The 15,665-nt window shown below is 59.6% G+C and carries 13 protein-coding genes; 11 read left to right on the top strand and 2 right to left on the bottom strand.

All coding sequences use genetic code 11. The features are described 5' to 3' along the window. The first annotated feature begins 303 nt into the window (after positions 1-303). Positions 304-627: a helix-turn-helix domain-containing protein gene (locus tag G7045_RS06215; protein ID WP_166158782.1), complete on the top strand. Its 324-nt coding sequence runs from the start codon at positions 304-306 to the stop codon at positions 625-627. A gap of 317 nt (positions 628-944) precedes the next feature. Beyond that, positions 945-2,366, top strand: a complete 1,422-nt coding sequence (locus tag G7045_RS06210) for an AAA family ATPase (protein ID WP_166158780.1) — start codon at positions 945-947, stop codon at positions 2,364-2,366. A gap of 66 nt (positions 2,367-2,432) precedes the next feature. Here the strand turns inward: G7045_RS06210 and G7045_RS06205 are convergent, their stop codons facing one another. After that, positions 2,433-2,747, bottom strand: a complete 315-nt coding sequence (locus G7045_RS06205; protein WP_166158778.1) for a hypothetical protein — start codon at positions 2,745-2,747, stop codon at positions 2,433-2,435. Positions 2,748-2,969: 222 nt separating this feature from the next. Here G7045_RS06205 and G7045_RS06200 point away from each other — a divergent pair, with 222 nt between their 5' ends. From G7045_RS06200 to G7045_RS06160, 9 genes are all read left to right on the top strand, one after another. Next, positions 2,970-3,956, top strand: a complete 987-nt coding sequence (locus G7045_RS06200; protein ID WP_166158776.1) for a MobA/MobL family protein — start codon at positions 2,970-2,972, stop codon at positions 3,954-3,956. A gap of 95 nt (positions 3,957-4,051) precedes the next feature. Further along, the gene (locus G7045_RS06195) at positions 4,052-4,306 is read left to right on the top strand and encodes a plasmid stabilization protein (RefSeq protein WP_166158774.1); all 255 of its coding nucleotides are present in this window, start codon (positions 4,052-4,054) and stop codon (positions 4,304-4,306) included. Further along, positions 4,303-4,725, top strand: coding sequence for a type II toxin-antitoxin system VapC family toxin (locus G7045_RS06190; protein ID WP_166158772.1), 423 nt, complete (start codon positions 4,303-4,305; stop codon positions 4,723-4,725). The genes G7045_RS06195 and G7045_RS06190 overlap by 4 nt, the downstream gene beginning before the upstream one ends. A 97-nt stretch (positions 4,726-4,822) precedes the next feature. Further along, positions 4,823-7,600, top strand: coding sequence for a DNA methyltransferase (locus G7045_RS06185; protein ID WP_166158770.1), 2,778 nt, complete (start codon positions 4,823-4,825; stop codon positions 7,598-7,600). Next, complete coding sequence (locus G7045_RS06180; RefSeq protein WP_166158768.1) at positions 7,597-9,717, top strand: DEAD/DEAH box helicase; 2,121 nt, start codon at positions 7,597-7,599, stop codon at positions 9,715-9,717. Before G7045_RS06185 ends, G7045_RS06180 begins: the two co-directional genes overlap by 4 nt. After that, complete coding sequence (locus G7045_RS06175; RefSeq protein ID WP_166158766.1) at positions 9,710-10,900, top strand: GIY-YIG nuclease family protein; 1,191 nt, start codon at positions 9,710-9,712, stop codon at positions 10,898-10,900. The genes G7045_RS06180 and G7045_RS06175 overlap by 8 nt, the downstream gene beginning before the upstream one ends. A gap of 54 nt (positions 10,901-10,954) precedes the next feature. Next, on the top strand, positions 10,955-11,818 hold the full coding sequence (locus G7045_RS06170) for a DUF5131 family protein (RefSeq protein WP_166158764.1): 864 nt from the start codon (positions 10,955-10,957) through the stop codon (positions 11,816-11,818). Between the two features lie 30 nt (positions 11,819-11,848). Next, a complete protein-coding gene (locus G7045_RS06165; RefSeq protein WP_166158762.1) occupies positions 11,849-13,132 on the top strand; it encodes a three-Cys-motif partner protein TcmP in 1,284 nt (427 codons plus the stop codon). Continuing rightward, the gene (locus G7045_RS06160) at positions 13,129-13,974 is read left to right on the top strand and encodes a three-Cys-motif partner protein TcmP (protein ID WP_166158760.1); all 846 of its coding nucleotides are present in this window, start codon (positions 13,129-13,131) and stop codon (positions 13,972-13,974) included. The genes G7045_RS06165 and G7045_RS06160 overlap by 4 nt, the downstream gene beginning before the upstream one ends. A gap of 597 nt (positions 13,975-14,571) precedes the next feature. On the opposite strand, the gene G7045_RS06155 is transcribed toward G7045_RS06160, so the two are convergent. Continuing rightward, on the bottom strand, positions 14,572-15,651 hold the full coding sequence (locus tag G7045_RS06155) for a tyrosine-type recombinase/integrase (RefSeq protein WP_166158758.1): 1,080 nt from the start codon (positions 15,649-15,651) through the stop codon (positions 14,572-14,574). Positions 15,652-15,665: the final 14 nt, after the last annotated feature.

Genomic DNA, 15,665 nt, shown 5'->3' with positions numbered 1-15,665 from the left:
GAACCGGTGGACACGGTGGTCGCGGCGCGTTGAGGTGTCGCCATGGGCTGCGATGTTCTGGGCTGCGTCTGAGCAGTCTGCGCCCCTGCAGGGCCATTCAGCAGTAAGCCCGTCAACAGAAGGGCCACGGCGGTTCTCAGGTCAGTCCAGATGGATGGGGTCATCAGCGATAGGTATTGAGGGAAATGCTTGAAGTGGTACCAGTAGTGGCACCTCCAGCTTTCAAAGCATTTGCACCGACTCTAACACCGATGTATTTAATTAAGTGTGGTTTTTATGCATACGTAAAACGACCCTTGCGGGATGGCAACAGCAAGCAAAAAAGTCATCCTCAGGGGCCGGCCCGTCGGCTCCAAATCGACCGATCCGACGATTGCAAAGGCCTTCGGCCAAGCGGTTGTTGTGTTGCGAACGTCCAAGGGGCTGTCGCAAGAAGCTGTTGGACTGGCAGCCGCTATCGGGCGCTCGAACATGTCGTCCATCGAGAACGGCCGAACGGTTCCAAATTTGGTGGGTGTCGTGAAGATTGCGGCCGCACTGGGATGCAGCCTGCCTGTGCTTTCTCGGGAGTTCGAGCGTGCCTACAAGCTCCTTCAAGGCACAGTGGGTGACGAGCTGGCCGGGTGACCGGAGATAGCATTGCCGCCTTCACCGGCCGGCTGGCCGGCCAGGTATTTTTCTTGTGCTGACGATGGATGTGACGCTACAGTGACGGCGGCGTTATTGCTCGCACCTGATTCAAAGCTATCCCGCGTTTTTTGCCTCACACACCACATGCCCCAGTTCTTCGACGCCCGGACTTCACCGCCTCAACAGGTGGTGCGTGAGAGCGGCCGGCCGGATTTCGCGGGCATAGCCGGAATCTAGGTCACCCATTCCTCAGTTGGCGCGCCGCATTTGACGGCGTCTTCGCGGACTTCGTTCGCCCCAACTGAGCGTTATGTATGACTGAAAACCTGTTTGAACCCACCGTCAGCGTGGCCGAGCTGCTGCCGCTGTTTCAATGCCCCGACTGGCTGAGCGTTCGGCTCGACCCCGAGCTCTCGCGTGATGGCCGGCAACTGAGCGAAATTTTCCTGCGCGCGTTTGCGCTGATCCTGGGACGCAGACAACCACGCCGGGCGGCAGTGAGCTGTGTGAAAGTGGCCGGTGCTCTGCACGTGATGTTCGATTTCTCGCCGCGGCGCGGCGATCTGGAGCACTCGGTCCTGACCAGCCTGTCGGAGGCCTTGCAGGAACTGCACAACCGTCGTCTGGTGGCCGAGCTACGCGAAAGCATGCAGCCGGCCGGAAAGGTTGTGCCGGACTTCGATCTGCCAGACGTGGAGAGCGGCCTCGATCTGATGGCGCTGGTCACCGGGCCGCGGGCACGCGAGCCGGTCAATGTCTTCAAATTTGCTGAAGACGCAGATCAGCTCGAGCAGCGCATCAAAGGCCGTGATGGCGAAGCCGGCCGCAGGATCGCGCAAACACTGGAGCGCTTGGCGCTCAGCGGCATCAGCCGGCCGATGGCTCCACCGCCTGGAGATTGGCTGCAACGCCTCGATGCCTTGGCAGAGAGCTTCCCAAGTTTCGAGCAGGTGATCGAGACGGCAATCCGCCCGCACGTCACACTGTGCGCGCAGGGCCTGCCGCATCGGCTTGCGCCCATCCTGCTCGTAGGCGCGCCCGGGATCGGGAAGACGAGATTCGCAAATTTGCTGGCTGACCTGCTGGGCACGCCGCCGCCGCTGTTCGTGTCCATGGCGGCCGAGACCAACGGCAGCTCCATTGGGGGATCAAGCACTTTCTGGTCGAACTCATCGCCGGGTCAAGTCTTCGAGTTCCTCGCCTGGGGCCGTGCGGGGCACGACCCGGTGGCGAATGGACTTCTCGTGCTCGATGAAATCGACAAGGCCAACACGACCGGATACAGCGGGCTCGGGCCGCTGTATTCGCTTTTGGAGGAGCACACCGCGAAGTTTTTCGTTGACCAGTCGTTGCCCGATCTGGTCTTCGATGCCAGTCATTTGAGACTTGTCGCAACAGCCAACGACATCGAGCAGATCCCCGGTGCGTTGCGCTCGCGAATGCTGGTTTTCCAGATCTCGCCGCCTTCACCAGGGCAACTGGTGGCCATCGCCGAGGAGATCCTGAGCGAACTGATTAGCAAGATGGGAGTGCGGTTTTCTGCTGAGCTGCCGGTAGTGCTGAACAAGCAGATTGCGGACATGAGCCCGCGAGCTATCAAGCTCGCTGCGGAGATCGCGTTCGCACGCGCGTTGATGGCGCAACGCAGCCATCTCGTTGAAGAGGACTGGCCCACGCTGCGCATGGATGAGCGCCTGCCAGCTCGACGCGCGGGAATGGGGTTTGTGCACAGCTGATGGGCATGTGAAAGCGCGCGTAGATCTGCAGCAGCGCCCAGCCGTTCTGCTCGCCGCTGCTGCCGCTCACACGAGGGCTGGGGCTGCGGCGTCTTCATCCGGTGGCAGCAAGATGTCGATGTGGGTAGCCCCGGACGCTACTTGTCCTGTGCCAGCCGTGGGCGGCAGCTTGAACACCGCACGGTCCTGATCACGCTCCAGCGTGCCGGCGATTTCGGACACGAGTTCAGGCCGCTTGGCCATGACCCATTTGCCAATGATCACGGCCTGGCGCGTGATGCGTTTTCGCTCGGTGGCGTCATGCTGAGCGAGCAGCTGGGCACGCCGGTTTTTGAGCTGCTGCAGTTTGAGGTCAATTGCCTGGATGTTGGTGTGTGTCATGGTGGCGCTCGGATACGTTTGCTCAGTACAGTGTATGAATTGGCAAGCCAGCTGTGGGGCTGCGCGATCCTGATTACCCCCAGTCATTTCGCCCATATTGCGAATGGCTCTTGGATGGTGGTCGCGAACGAATTACCCCCCGAAGGGCGCACTTAGAGTAATCCCGCTTCGCAGGATTACGTGCGGTCAGGGCTGCGCCCCGACACCCCTAAGGAACTGCGAATGGCAATTTTTCATTTGAGCGCCCGGCCGCCCATTGCTCGCGCCAGCGGCCGATCTGCAACTGCGGCGGCGGCTTATCGCGCCGGCGCATTGATCACTGATCAACGCACCGGTCAGGTCTTTGATTACCGCCGCCGCAAGGGCGTGCTCGATGCGCGCATCCACTTGCCGGGTGGCCGGCTTGTGTACGATCGCGACAGGTTCTGGAATGACTTGGAACTGCACCACCGCCGGCGTGATGCCGTGCTCGCGCGCGAAGTTGTGCTCGCGCTTCCCAACGAGCTGGATGCCGACGAGCGCGCTGCGTTGGCCTTCAGCTTCTCCAAGGAAATCGCGCAGGAGTTTGGTGTCGGCGTGGACTGCGCCCTGCACGCGCCGTCCCGTGACGGTGATGACCGAAATTTTCACGCGCACTTGCTCCTGACTGCATGCACTGTCGATGCCGACGGCGGGCTCGGCAAAAAGGCAGAACGGCTCGACCCCATCGCGTGCAAGCGAAGTGGCGCAGCGGATTCCGTGTCTTGGCTGCGGCCACGGTGGCAGCTTTCTGTGAACGCTGCGCTGGCCCGCAAGGGATCTGCCGAGCGCGTTGACCACAGAAGCTTCAAGGATCGAGGTATTGAGCGGTTGCCCGCCGTGCACATCGGCATCAAGGGTGCTTCAGCCCGAGGGCGAGCCAGTCTCAATGAGCGTCTGCGACAGCGGAATGCTCGGTTGGAGGCCCTTGACGAGCAGACGGGCAAGCTGATGCGGATGAAAGCACGCCTGGCTGCGCGGATTGAGCCAAAGCCAGACGACCAGCGTCCGGTGCATGTTGTCGACGACCCAGCGTCCGACTTGCTGCTGTGGCGGCGCCGTCCTCAGCCGAAGATGCCAAAGGGCGCGGTTTCTGCTCGTCTGGCGAAGCCTGAAGGCCTGGAAGCCGGCCCCCAATCGGGCGTCCCCTGGAACGGCCCGCGGCCGGCACGGCGACGTCCTGGACGCTGAAATCGAGGGGAATTCCACCGTTCAACTGATCCCCTCACTTACGAGTGAATGCGTGGCTGTAGAATGCATGCATCGAATGCATTCGAGGTGATCCCATGGCCATGCTGACAGTTCGCAACATTTCCGAGGAAGTGCACCGTGCTCTGCGCGTCCGTGCTGCCCAGCACGGCCAGAGCATGGAGGCCGAGGTGCGCGAGATTTTGGAGTCAGCGATCAGCCCCAAGGGGCGCGTGAAGCTAGGTTCGCTCCTGGCCGACATGGGCCGCCAGGCCAAGCTGAGCGATGAAGAATTCGCGGTGTTCGAGCAGGTGCGCGACAAGACGCCTGCGCGCCCGGTGAGCTTCGAATGATCCTGCTCGACACCAACGTGATGTCGGAGCCACTCCGACAGGCGCCGGAGCCGCGGGTGATTGAGTGGATCGATGCCCAGGCGATGGAAACCTTGTTCCTCTCCGCCATCACGGTGGCGGAGTTGCGGGCAGGTGTCGCACTGCTGCCGACTGGCAAGCGACGCGCAGGCCTGCAGGAGAACTTGGAAAAGCGCGTGCTACCTCTGTTCGCTGGCCGGGTGCTGCCCTTTGACTTGGCCTGCACCCAGGCCTATGCGGCGCTGATGGCCAAGGCCCGCGGCGCTGGCTTGGCTGTTGCCACGGCCGACGGCTACATCGCGGCGATCGCTGCCGCCAACGGATTCGCCGTAGCCACCCGAGACATCAGCCCGTTCGAGGCGGCGGGCGTCACCGTCATCAACCCGTGGGCGTTGGCGTGAGCGCGCGCAGGCCCATGCGGAGTTTGCCCCCGTACTTTTTTGTCGCGGCTGAAGCCGCGCCCGTTCCGCAAGGGCGGGGTTTGGATCTTGTGAGCCCATGAACGCAGTAGAAATCGAACAAGCCATTTCAGAGCTGGCGCTGCACCCATTTGACGCGGCGGAATTCCCGTTCACGTTTCTGGCCGCCTTCGGCAATAAGGACACCACCCTCAAGCGCCTGCGCACCGGCAACAACAATGTCTCGGACGTGCCCGGCGGCGTGCTGCTGCGCAACAACATCCACCTCGCGGTGTGCGCGGCCGGCACTGTGGGCGACACGCTCAAGGCGCTGCGCGCCAGCCTGGCCACGACGAAGGCCAAGGCCAAGTTCATCCTCGCCACTGATGGACAGACCCTGGAGGCCGAAGAACTGGCCAGCGGCGAAACCATCGCCAGCGCCTTTTCAGACTTCCCGAACCACTTCGGTTTCCTGCTGCCGCTGGCTGGCATCTCCACCATCAAGGAGATCAAGGACAACCCCATCGACGTGCGCGCCACGGGGCGCCTGAACAAGCTCTACGTCGAACTGCTGCGCGAGAACCCGGCTTGGGCCACGGATGAGCGCCGCAGCGACATGAACCACTTTATGGCGCGCCTGGTGTTCTGCTTCTTTGCCGAAGACACCGACATCTTCAATGGCACTGGCCTGTTCACCCAGACCGTGGACCAGATGAGCGCCGGCGACGGCAGCAACACCCACGAGGTGCTGTCCGAGATATTTCGTTCCATGAACATCAAGGTGGCCGACCGTGCGACCGCCATGCCACGTTTGCCCAACTGGGCCAACGGTTTTCCCTATGTGAACGGTGGTCTGTTCTCTGGCAGCACCGAGGTGCCGCGCTTTACGCGCATGGCGCGAACCTACCTGCTGCACGCCGGGGCCTTGACCTGGCGTGAGATCAACCCCGACATCTTCGGCAGCATGATCCAGGCGGTGGCCGACGACGAAGAGCGCGGGGCCCTGGGCATGCACTACACCAGCGTGCCCAACATCCTGAAGGTATTGAACCCGCTGTTTCTGGACGACTTGCGCGCCGCTTTGGCCGAGGCCGGCGACAACGAGCGCAAGCTGCTGAATCTGCGCAAGCGCATGGCGCGCATCCGGGTGTTCGATCCGGCCTGCGGCTCGGGGAACTTTCTCGTCATCGCCTACAAGCAGATGCGCGAGATCGAGGCGGAGATCAATCGCCGCAGGGGTGAATTGCACTTAGGTAGCGAGATTCCGCTGACCAACTTTCGAGGTATTGAGCTGCGCGACTTTCCGGCTGAAATTGCTCGTCTGGCGCTGATCATTGCTGAGTTTCAATGCGACGTGCTGCATCGCGGGCAGAAAGATGCACTGGCAGAGTTTCTGCCTTTGGATGCGCAAAACTGGATTGTCTGCGGGAATGCACTTCGGTTGGACTGGCTGAAAATATGCCCACCTACCGGGACTGGGGTGAAGTTGGTTGCGGATGATCTATTTGGTACACCACTTGATCAAAAAGAAATCGACTTTGAGAATGAGGGTGGTGAAACGTATATTTGCGGCAACCCTCCCTACAAGGGAAATGCTAAAAAGACTGCCGAGCAAAAGAGCGACATGGGAGATCTGCTCGACAGAAAAATTGATGGGTGGGGGTTGCTGGATTATGTTTGCGGATGGTTCTTCAAAGCCCACGAATATTCAAAAAATACGCCGTCAAAGTTTGCTTTTGTGGCAACAAATAGCATTTCTCAGGGGCAGCATGTCACTGGTTTCTGGAAGCCGCTTTTCGATGACGGGCTGAAGTTTAATTTTGCGGTTCGTTCTTTCAAATGGACAAATCTGGCAGCTAACGATGCGGGTGTTACCGTTGTTTGCATTGGTGCCGGGGCCCAAACAACTGCTGCGGACCTTTACGATGAAGATAAAAAGCTGACAACGAAGAATGTCAATGCTTATTTGATGCCTGCTGATGACTATTGGGTTAATCCGGTTTCTCGACCGGTTTCTGATATACAGCCAATGCTCAAGGGCAACTACTACGGTATGTCCGAGCATTTGATCTTTGACTCAGCAGGGAGGCAGGTATATCTGAATGCTGGATTGAATCCCGCTTACATTAGGAAGTTTTACGGCTCGTCAGAAGTCATTAAAGCGAAACCACGTTCTTGTTTTTGGTTTCCTGATGATCCTCCAGCTGAGGTGGTTGCAATTCTGGATATCAAGGAAAAGCTGAGGCAGGGGGAGGCTGCGCGCCAAAAATCAAAAGATGCTGTTTCCAATGGCATGGTCAAAAGACCGCATCAGTTTCGTGAAATGCGAAGTTGTGATAACTATTTTTTTGCGATTCCGGTGGTTTCGTCGGAGAATAGAAGTTATTTGCCGGTTGATTTGCTGGGCAAAGAATCGATTGTTTCAAATAAATGCTTTGCACTCTATGATGCGCCCATTTGGAACATGGCACTAATTGCTTCACGTCTGCACTGGGTTTGGATTGGAGCTGTATGTGTGCGTCTTGAAATGCGCTTTTCATATTCCAACACCCTTGGTTGGAACACTTTTCCGATGCCGATGCTCACCGAACAAAACAAGGCCGACTTGGCTCGGTGCGCCGAAAACATATTGCTGGCTCGCGAGGCGCATTTCCCCGCTGCTATCGCCGACCTGTACGACCCCGACGACATGCCGGAAAACCTACGTCGCGCGCACGAGCGAAATGACGAGGTGCTGGAGCGCATCTACATCGGCCGCCGATTCAAGAATGACACCGAGCGGCTGGAAAAGCTGTTTGAGCTGTACACCAAGATGACGGCGGCCGAAAAGGCCAAACCCGCCGCTAAGGCCGCTAAGGGAAGAAAGAAAACATCATGAGCGACCTCGCCAACAACCCGACCAACGCCTACACCGTTCCCTCGGTGTCCATCGCCACAGCGCGCACAGGCGCATCCAGCAAGGCCAACGAGCTGGGCATGCGCGCCATGCAGGAGCGCGCCTATGCCAAGCGCGGAGAGCAATACCTGCTGATCAAGTCGCCGCCGGCTTCGGGCAAGTCGCGCGCGCTGATGTTCATTGCGCTGGACAAGCTGCACAACCAAGGGCTGAAGCAGGCCATCGTGGTGGTGCCGGAGCGGTCCATCGGTGGCAGCTTTGCGGATGAGGCCTTGACCCGCTTCGGCTTCTATTGGGACTGGCAGGTGGCGCCGCAGTGGAACCTGTGCAACGCGCCAGGTGGGGACGAGCCCCGCGCGGCCAAGTCCAAGGTGGAGGCGGTGCGCCAGTTCTTGGCCAGTAGCGACAAGGTTCTGGTCTGCACGCATGCAACTTTCCGCTTTGCAGTGGAAGAGATGGGCATCGCAGCCTTTGACAACCGGCTGATCGCCATCGACGAGTTCCATCACGTTTCCAGCAACCCGGACAACGTTCTGGGCAGCCAACTGGGCGCCTTCATCGCCCGCGACAAGGTGCACTTGGTGGCGATGACGGGCTCCTACTTCCGCGGCGACAGCGAGGCTGTGCTGGGTCCCGCGGACGAATCTCGGTTCGAGACCATCACCTATACCTACTACGAACAGCTCAACGGCTACCAGTGGCTCAAATCGCTGGACATCGGCTACTTTTTCTACACCGGGCCGTATGTGGATGCCGTGACCAAGGTGCTGGACCCGGCGCTGAAGACCATCGTTCACATTCCCAACGTCAACGCGCGAGAGAGCCTGAAAGACAAGCAGCGTGAGGTCGACGAGATCATGCACGGCCTGGGCACCTGGACAGGCGTTGATCCTGTCACCGGCTTTCATTTGGTTCAGACCAAAGAGGGCCGCGTGCTGAAGGTGGCAGACCTGGTCGATGACAGCGACGCGGCCAAGCGCACGCGGGTGTTGGGCGCGCTGAAAGACCCGGCGCAAAAAGACAACCGCGATCATGTGGACGTGATCATCGCGCTGGGCATGGCCAAGGAAGGGTTCGACTGGATCTGGTGCGAACATGCGCTGACCATTGGCTACCGCAGCAGCCTGACCGAGATTGTGCAAATCATCGGCCGCGCCACGCGCGACGCCAAAGGCAAGGAGCGCTCCCGCTTCACCAACCTGATCGCAGAACCTACGGCCGAGCAATCCGCCGTGACCGAGGCCGTGAACGACATGCTCAAGGCCATCTCGGCCAGTCTGCTGATGGAGCAGGTGCTGGCGCCGCGCTATGAGTTCACGCCCAAGAATGCCGGAGCCCAGGATGGCTTCGTCTACAACGGCGGCGAAGGCTACCAAGAAGGCCGAACCAACGTCGGCGTAAACGAGGCCACAGGCCAGTACCACGTCGAGATCAATGGCCTGGCCAAGCCCGAAACGCCCGAAGCCACCCGCATCTGCAAGGAAGACTTGAACGAGGTGGTCACCAGCTTTTTGCAGGACAAGACCGCGCTGGAACGCGGCCTGTTCGACAAGGAAAACACCGTACCCGAAGAGCTGACGCAATTGCGCATGGGAAAGATCGTGCGCGAGCGCTACCCCGAGCTGAGCGAGGCCGACCAGGAAGCCATTCGCCAGCACGCCATCGCCGCCATGAACATTACTCAGCAAGCCAAGCTGGCCTTGGCCCAGGCCGACGCTGGCGGCAGCGCTGTGCAGGGCAGCACTGCTTTGCTTGATGGCGTGCGCAAGTTCGTCAACGTGCGCGATCTGGACATCGACCTGATCGACAGCATCAACCCGTTTGACGCCGCTTATTCGGTGCTGGCCAAAGCGATGGACGAGAAATCGCTGCGCCAGGTGCAGGCAGCCATTGCCGCAAAGAAAGTGAGCATCCCTGAGGAAGAAGCGCGCGACCTGTCCAAGCGAGCGTTGCAGTTCAAGAACGAGCGTGGTCGCCTGCCCGACATCAACTCGGCCGATGCCTGGGAAAAGCGCATGGCAGAAGGCGTGGCAGCCTTCGCACGCTATCGCGCTCAGGCCAAGGCAGCACAGGCGCAAGGGGAGTCCAGCAATGGCTGAATTGGACGATGACGAGCTGCTGGACGCTCTGGGCGTCGATGCGACGCCACTCAAGACCTCAAGCCACACACCGCGCGAGGAACGCATCATCGCGGGTTTTGAAGACATCCTGCGCTTTCACCAAACGCATGGGCGCGCACCTCAGCATAGCGAGGGTGGCGACATTTTTGAGCGGCTGTATGCCGTGAGGCTGGATCAGTTGCGCAAGTTGCCGGAAGCGCATGCGCTGTTGGCCGGGCTGGATACCCCGGGGCTGCTGAGCGGCGCCGTTGTAGCCCACACTGATGTGGATGCCTTGGACGAAGATGCTCTGCTGGCCGAACTGGGTGTTAGCACGGAGCCTGCGGACGCCAGCGACATCACTGTGCTTCGCCACGTCAGATCCAGTGTCGAGAAACGCGCGGCTGAAGAGGTGGCGGACCGCACGCCGTGCGAGGACTTCCAGCGTTTCCAACCCCTGTTTGAGCAGGTGGAACGCGAGCTGAAATCCAGCGTGCGCAAGGCCCTTCCATTTGGCCGCGATGCCAGCGTTTTCCATGGCAACTACTTCATCGTGGGCGGCCAGCTTGCATACGTGGCCGAGGTCGGCGACACAATCAAGGCCCCGAACGGCGAGAGCGATGCGCGCTTGCGCGTCATCTACGCCAACGGCACCGAAAGCAACCTGCTGCGCCGCTCGTTGCAACGGGCGCTCTACAAGGACGAGACCGGCCGGCGCCTCTCCGACCCCGACATGGGTCCCCTGTTCGGTGGCGAAGCCGAGCCCGACGACATCGAGTCCGGCACCATCTATGTGCTGCGCAGCAAGTCCAGTCATCCGTTCGTGGCCGAGCACCGTGAGTTGATCCACAAGATCGGCGTGACTGGGGGCAAGGTGGAGACCCGCATCGCTGGCGCCGACAAGGACGCGACGTACCTGCTGGCTGAGGTCGACATTGTTGCGACCTACAAGCTGCACAACCTGAACCGCACAAGGCTCGAAAACATCTTTCATCGCCTGTTCGGCGCCGCTCAGTTGGACCTAACGATAGAGGATCGCTTTGGAAATCCGGTCAAACCAAGGGAGTGGTTTCTGGTGCCACTGCATGTGATCGATGAGGCCGTGCAGTGCATTCGCGATGGGTCGATCACCGGCGTGTCATACGACCTCACCACCGCTCGGCTGATTCGTGCTGCGCAGTAGATTTATACTGTGCAAATAAACAGTGCATTGATGTGCTGCACTGAAAGATGACTTATGGGAAAAGACACCCGCATTGAATGGACGCACCACACCTTCAATCCATGGTGGGGTTGCGTGCGCGTGTCCGATGCTTGTGACCATTGCTATGCTGAAACCTGGGCTAAACGGCTCGGGGAAGATGTTTGGGGCGCAAAGTCGGAGCGCCGCTTTTTTAGCGATGCGCACTGGAAGGAGCCCCTGAAGTGGGACCGCGAAGCGAAGGAGAGCAAGACCAGGCGGCGCGTGTTTTGCGCCTCCATGGCGGACGTTTTTGAGAACCGTAAAGACCTGGTTCCTCATCGGCTTCGTTTGTTGGAACTCATTGCGGTCACGCCCCATCTTGACTGGCTGCTGTTGACCAAGCGGATTCACTTGGTGCGCAAGCAACTGCCGAAGGGCTATGCGTTCCCTTCCAATGTCTGGCTCGGTGCAACCGTTGAGAACCAAGACGCTGCGGGCAAGCGCCTGAAGTACCTTCTGGAATTCGACACGCCCGCTGTGCGGTTCCTTTCGTGCGAGCCTCTGCTCGGGCCGCTGGACTTACGCCCGTGGCTGCAGGTGGGCGATGCCGGCACGCGGGTGGATTGGGTTATCGCTGGCGGCGAGTCAGGGCCGGGTTCGCGGCCCATGGAGCCGCAATGGCCAGACGACCTTCGCAAGCAATGCAACGACGCTGGCGTGGCGTTTCATTTCAAGCAATGGGGGCATTGGGCACCCCTTGAGCAGTCGTCAGACGTAGTGACCGGGCGGACTCCGATTCACATCGTCAGACGCGATGGTTCAGAGGTTAAATTGGCCGCCGTCGGCAAGGGGAAAGCTGGCCGCACTTTGGGCGGGCGCCATTGGGATCAGTTTCCCAACGTCGAGAATCAGGTTTAGCGTCGATTCACACCGGAGAAAGGCTAGCTCTTGGCACAGAGTCACTACGATTGGGGGAGCGGTCCGGCAGAGATCGATCCGCATAGTGTCACCAAGCACGAGGTGCTTGTCGGCTACCTGATTCGGTACTTCGAGCAGCGAACGCTGAATGCCCGCGGCCGGGAGCGGCTTCGGATTACGCTGGTTGATGGTTTTTGCGGTGGTGGGCTGTATACGCTTAAAGGCCGGAACAAGGAGGTTATGGGTTCACCTCTTCGTATGCTGGCAGCCGTCGAGGAAGCACGCGTTCTGATCAACGCCAAAAGAACGAAGCCGCTCGATCTGGATGTCCGATATGTATTCATCGACAAGGACGCGAGGGCGCTGTCCCATCTGAGGAAAGTCCTGCAAGATCGCGGTTATGGAGAGGCCATCGGTCACTCCATCCACATCATCCACAACGATTTTGTTTCGGCGTCGTCCTCGGCGCTCCAACTGGTCAGAGACCATACGCCACGCGCAAACACTGCGCTTTTCTTTCTGGACCAGTACGGCTATAGCGACGTCCCGGCGCCGCTGATTCAGAAGATATTTTCGGAGCTGCCCGGAAGCGAGGTCGTCTTGACATTCCATGTCTCGGCGTTCGCGACCTATACCAACGACAAGTTCACAGACCAGGTGTCTGACAAGTTGGCCATAAATATCCGTACTGCATTGGGTGGCAGAACGGTTGAACAGATCAAGGAAGAAGATTCAGCGGATTGGCGGCGCTTCATTCAGGCGGCGCTCTATCAGGCCCTGGTGCGGGGATGTGGGGCTGAGTATTTCACGCCATTCTTCATTCGAGGTGAGGGCAGCGGCCAGGGCGAATACTGGCTTGTGCATCTCTCTCGGCATCCCCGTGCGCAGGACGTCATGAAGCAGGTGCACTGGATGCACCAGAATCATTCCATCCACTACGGCGGTCCAGGCCTCGACATGCTCGCCACGCACATGATGGGTTTTCGACAGGAGTTCACCGGCGGATTTCTTTTCGACGATGTGGCGCATCGGTTGTCGTCTGAGGCTCTGGTTCAACAACTGGCCGACAACATTTACGGGCGAAGCCAGCCTGTGCAGATCGGGCAGTTGTACGCCTCGACTTGCAACACTTCGCCGGGTACCTCCGGCATGTACAAAGACGTTCTGGAGAAGTTGTCCGGTGAGAAGGACATCGTCATTCGTGCCGAGGACGGTACCGTTCGGCGGCGCGCGAGGTACATGCGTGACACCGATTGGATTGAGCGCAATCGGCAGGGGTCGTTGTTCAAATCTCCAGAGGTACTCGCGCAATGAGCTTTCGTCTTGTCCATGACGCGGACCCCATGCCGCATCTTCCAATCGAACTTGGACGGGCCGGTGAGGGTGTTGGTCGCTGGGTTCCCGAGATGAAGCACACCTTCTTGGCGAAGTATGTGGAGGGCACACGGCGCGCGAGGGAGAAGTTCAAGCAGCGCGTGTATGTCGATCTGTTTTGTGGGCCTGGGCGTATCCAGGTCAAAGGCGAGACGATGACACGCCCCGGCGGCGCCCAGGTTGCATGGCAACATTCGCTGCGAGACGATATTGCTTTCACCTCGTGCCTTGTTGGCGATCTGGATGCTGCCCGTGCAGCCGCCTGTGCAGAGCGCTTGCGGGGTATGGGAGCCCCGGCCGTTGCATTCCCGGGTGCGGCGGAATCCACGGTAGATCAAGTGCTTGGGCAAATTCCTAGAAGTGCACTGTGCCTTGCATATCTTGACCCCTACAACCTCCAGTACCTCTCGTTCAACGTGATCGAGAAGCTGGCTCGCCTGCCCTATGTTGACTTTGCAGTCCATTTCAGCACGATGGATTTGCGGCGCAACATCCTGATGGAGTACAACCCCGACCGCGCGCGATTCGACGACGCGGCACCTGGTTGGCGCCAGCATGTCGATCCTCTCGCATTCGTACGTGGCGATGCTGATGAGGAATTTTTTGACTATTGGTGCGGGCTGGTCAAAAAACTCGGGTTCTCGATCAGTCACCGCATGCCTCTGGTTCGCGATGACGGCAATCGGCCCCTTTATCACCTAGTCTTCTTCAGCCGCCATGAGCTTCCGAACCGGATTTGGGGTGATGTTGCGCAAGGCCCGAATCGCGAGTTCGACTTTTGATAACGACATCCATGCGCCGTCGTTCAACGCGGGTTAGTTCCGAGCGCAATGGCCTTGGCTCGCGCCGTGCGCCGAACTAGGTAGAAGGGGCATAGGGTTGGGCAGAATGGAACTGTCCACCCGTCTGAGCAGAGCATGCAATCGCCAAAGCCCAAGGTCCGAGGGTTTTGCTCCAGGAAAATTTCCCGTTTGCATTGAAAGCGTATGACACATTTTCAGGGTCCATGGCGTTCTCCTTATGAACTTGAGAGGTTGAGATTGTTGTTTTCTGTTCAGGCGCTTTCGAGGGCGCCGGCCGCTTTTTCAAAGTTGGTTTCGAGGTTTTTGACGCCTTGAAGCTTTGCCCGATATGCACGACCTGCCCGACCCTATGCCTCCTCTTGTGCAGACGCTAGACTGTAAACGCTGCAGGTTTCCTCGTCTTTGGATTTTTGTGTGTAGGAGAGTCGAGCGTTGCTCGGAGGGGCAATCTCTGGGTGCGGCCGGAGTGGCGGTGGGTACGTGAGGGAGCGCCTTCCAAAGAAGGACCGCCAGGAGGTCTGGAAAGCCACAAATGTCCTCCAATTCCGACTCGAGTCCGGTCGACCGAGCTGACGCTCAGCCCGCCGGCTTCAGCGCCTCGAACCGCCGATGCAGATCTTCCGGTCGGATGTGCGTATACCGGCGCAGCGTGTTCCAGTTCTTGTGCCCCGACACCAGAGCAACTTCCTCGATCTTGAAGCCGTACCAGAACAGCATCGAGATGCCCGTGTGGCGCAGGTCGTGGAAGCGCAGGTCCTTGATTTTGGGCAGCCCGGTTTCCGCGATGCGATCGCGTGCCCGCTCGAATGCGGATGAGGCGGACTCCATGTTGTACGGAAAGATGCGGGCGTCCAGCTTTGGCATCTCCTCCAGCAGGGTCCAGGCCGGCGTGAGCAGGGGCACCACTTGGTCGTTGTATTCCTTCTTGTTGGGGTGCTTCACCTGGCGCAGGATGATCGTCCGGCGCTTGGTATCAATGTCCTTCCACTCCAGGCGCCCCAGCTCGCTCAGCCGCCTCGGGAAGGCCAGCGCGAACTTGTAAAGCTGCGCCATGTCGATGGTCGTCTGGTGGTGTGCGTTGCGCCGTGCAAACTCGGCCAGCAGCGCTTCTTCCTCCTCCCCGTCCACCCAGCGGATGACCTCGCGGGATTTACCGACCAGGCCCTGCTTGTCGAGGTGGAACATGGCCTCTTGAATGACGGCGGGGTCGGCGTCGACGTGGTACGCGATGCGGGCGACGCCAAACGCTGCCGACAAGGGGGAGAGATCGGACTTGATGGTGGCGGGTACAACGCCGTCCTCGGTTTTCCGTCGAGTCGCGTAGTCGATCAGGTGCTTGGGCTTGAGCTCGCGCACCAGAACCGTGTCGAACTCGTCCGCGATTTTGTTGTGGTTGTGGATCGTCGAGCGGCCCAATAGAGGGCGCACCGCCAGCTGCGCAGCGAGGTGCATGCGGACGAGGTCGCCTACGGTCATCTTGCCGGAGGCGTGCCTGGCCGGCCCCTCAGCTTTGACCTTGGCCTCCAGGCGATCGCCCCAGGAGACTGCCTGGGCCTTGGTGTCGAAGACCTTCGACTCTGAGAAAATCAGGGCGCCGCCCTGTTTGATGCGAACCTGCGCGAGGAATTTGTCGCCGCGTGGTGTGATTGACGCCATGGTGTGATCTCCAG

It is taken from the genome of Acidovorax sp. HDW3, assembly GCF_011303755.1.
Lineage (GTDB): Bacteria > Pseudomonadota > Gammaproteobacteria > Burkholderiales > Burkholderiaceae_C > Paenacidovorax.
Note: the sequence above shows the minus strand (reverse complement) of the source record. Positions and strands in the feature narration are given on the sequence as shown.

Excerpts from the sequence above, each read along its gene's own strand:
- G7045_RS06215 (WP_166158782.1), top strand. The coding sequence starts at position 304 with ATGGCAACAGCAAGCAAAAAAGTCATCCTCAGGGGCCGGCCCGTCGGC.
- G7045_RS06210 (WP_166158780.1), top strand. The coding sequence starts at position 945 with ATGACTGAAAACCTGTTTGAACCCACCGTCAGCGTGGCCGAGCTGCTG.
- G7045_RS06205 (WP_166158778.1), bottom strand. The coding sequence starts at position 2,747 with ATGACACACACCAACATCCAGGCAATTGACCTCAAACTGCAGCAGCTC.
- G7045_RS06200 (WP_166158776.1), top strand. The coding sequence starts at position 2,970 with ATGGCAATTTTTCATTTGAGCGCCCGGCCGCCCATTGCTCGCGCCAGC.
- G7045_RS06195 (WP_166158774.1), top strand. The coding sequence starts at position 4,052 with ATGGCCATGCTGACAGTTCGCAACATTTCCGAGGAAGTGCACCGTGCT.
- G7045_RS06190 (WP_166158772.1), top strand. The coding sequence starts at position 4,303 with ATGATCCTGCTCGACACCAACGTGATGTCGGAGCCACTCCGACAGGCG.
- G7045_RS06185 (WP_166158770.1), top strand. The coding sequence starts at position 4,823 with ATGAACGCAGTAGAAATCGAACAAGCCATTTCAGAGCTGGCGCTGCAC.
- G7045_RS06180 (WP_166158768.1), top strand. The coding sequence starts at position 7,597 with ATGAGCGACCTCGCCAACAACCCGACCAACGCCTACACCGTTCCCTCG.
- G7045_RS06175 (WP_166158766.1), top strand. The coding sequence starts at position 9,710 with ATGGCTGAATTGGACGATGACGAGCTGCTGGACGCTCTGGGCGTCGAT.
- G7045_RS06170 (WP_166158764.1), top strand. The coding sequence starts at position 10,955 with ATGGGAAAAGACACCCGCATTGAATGGACGCACCACACCTTCAATCCA.
- G7045_RS06160 (WP_166158760.1), top strand. The coding sequence starts at position 13,129 with ATGAGCTTTCGTCTTGTCCATGACGCGGACCCCATGCCGCATCTTCCA.
- G7045_RS06155 (WP_166158758.1), bottom strand. The coding sequence starts at position 15,651 with ATGGCGTCAATCACACCACGCGGCGACAAATTCCTCGCGCAGGTTCGC.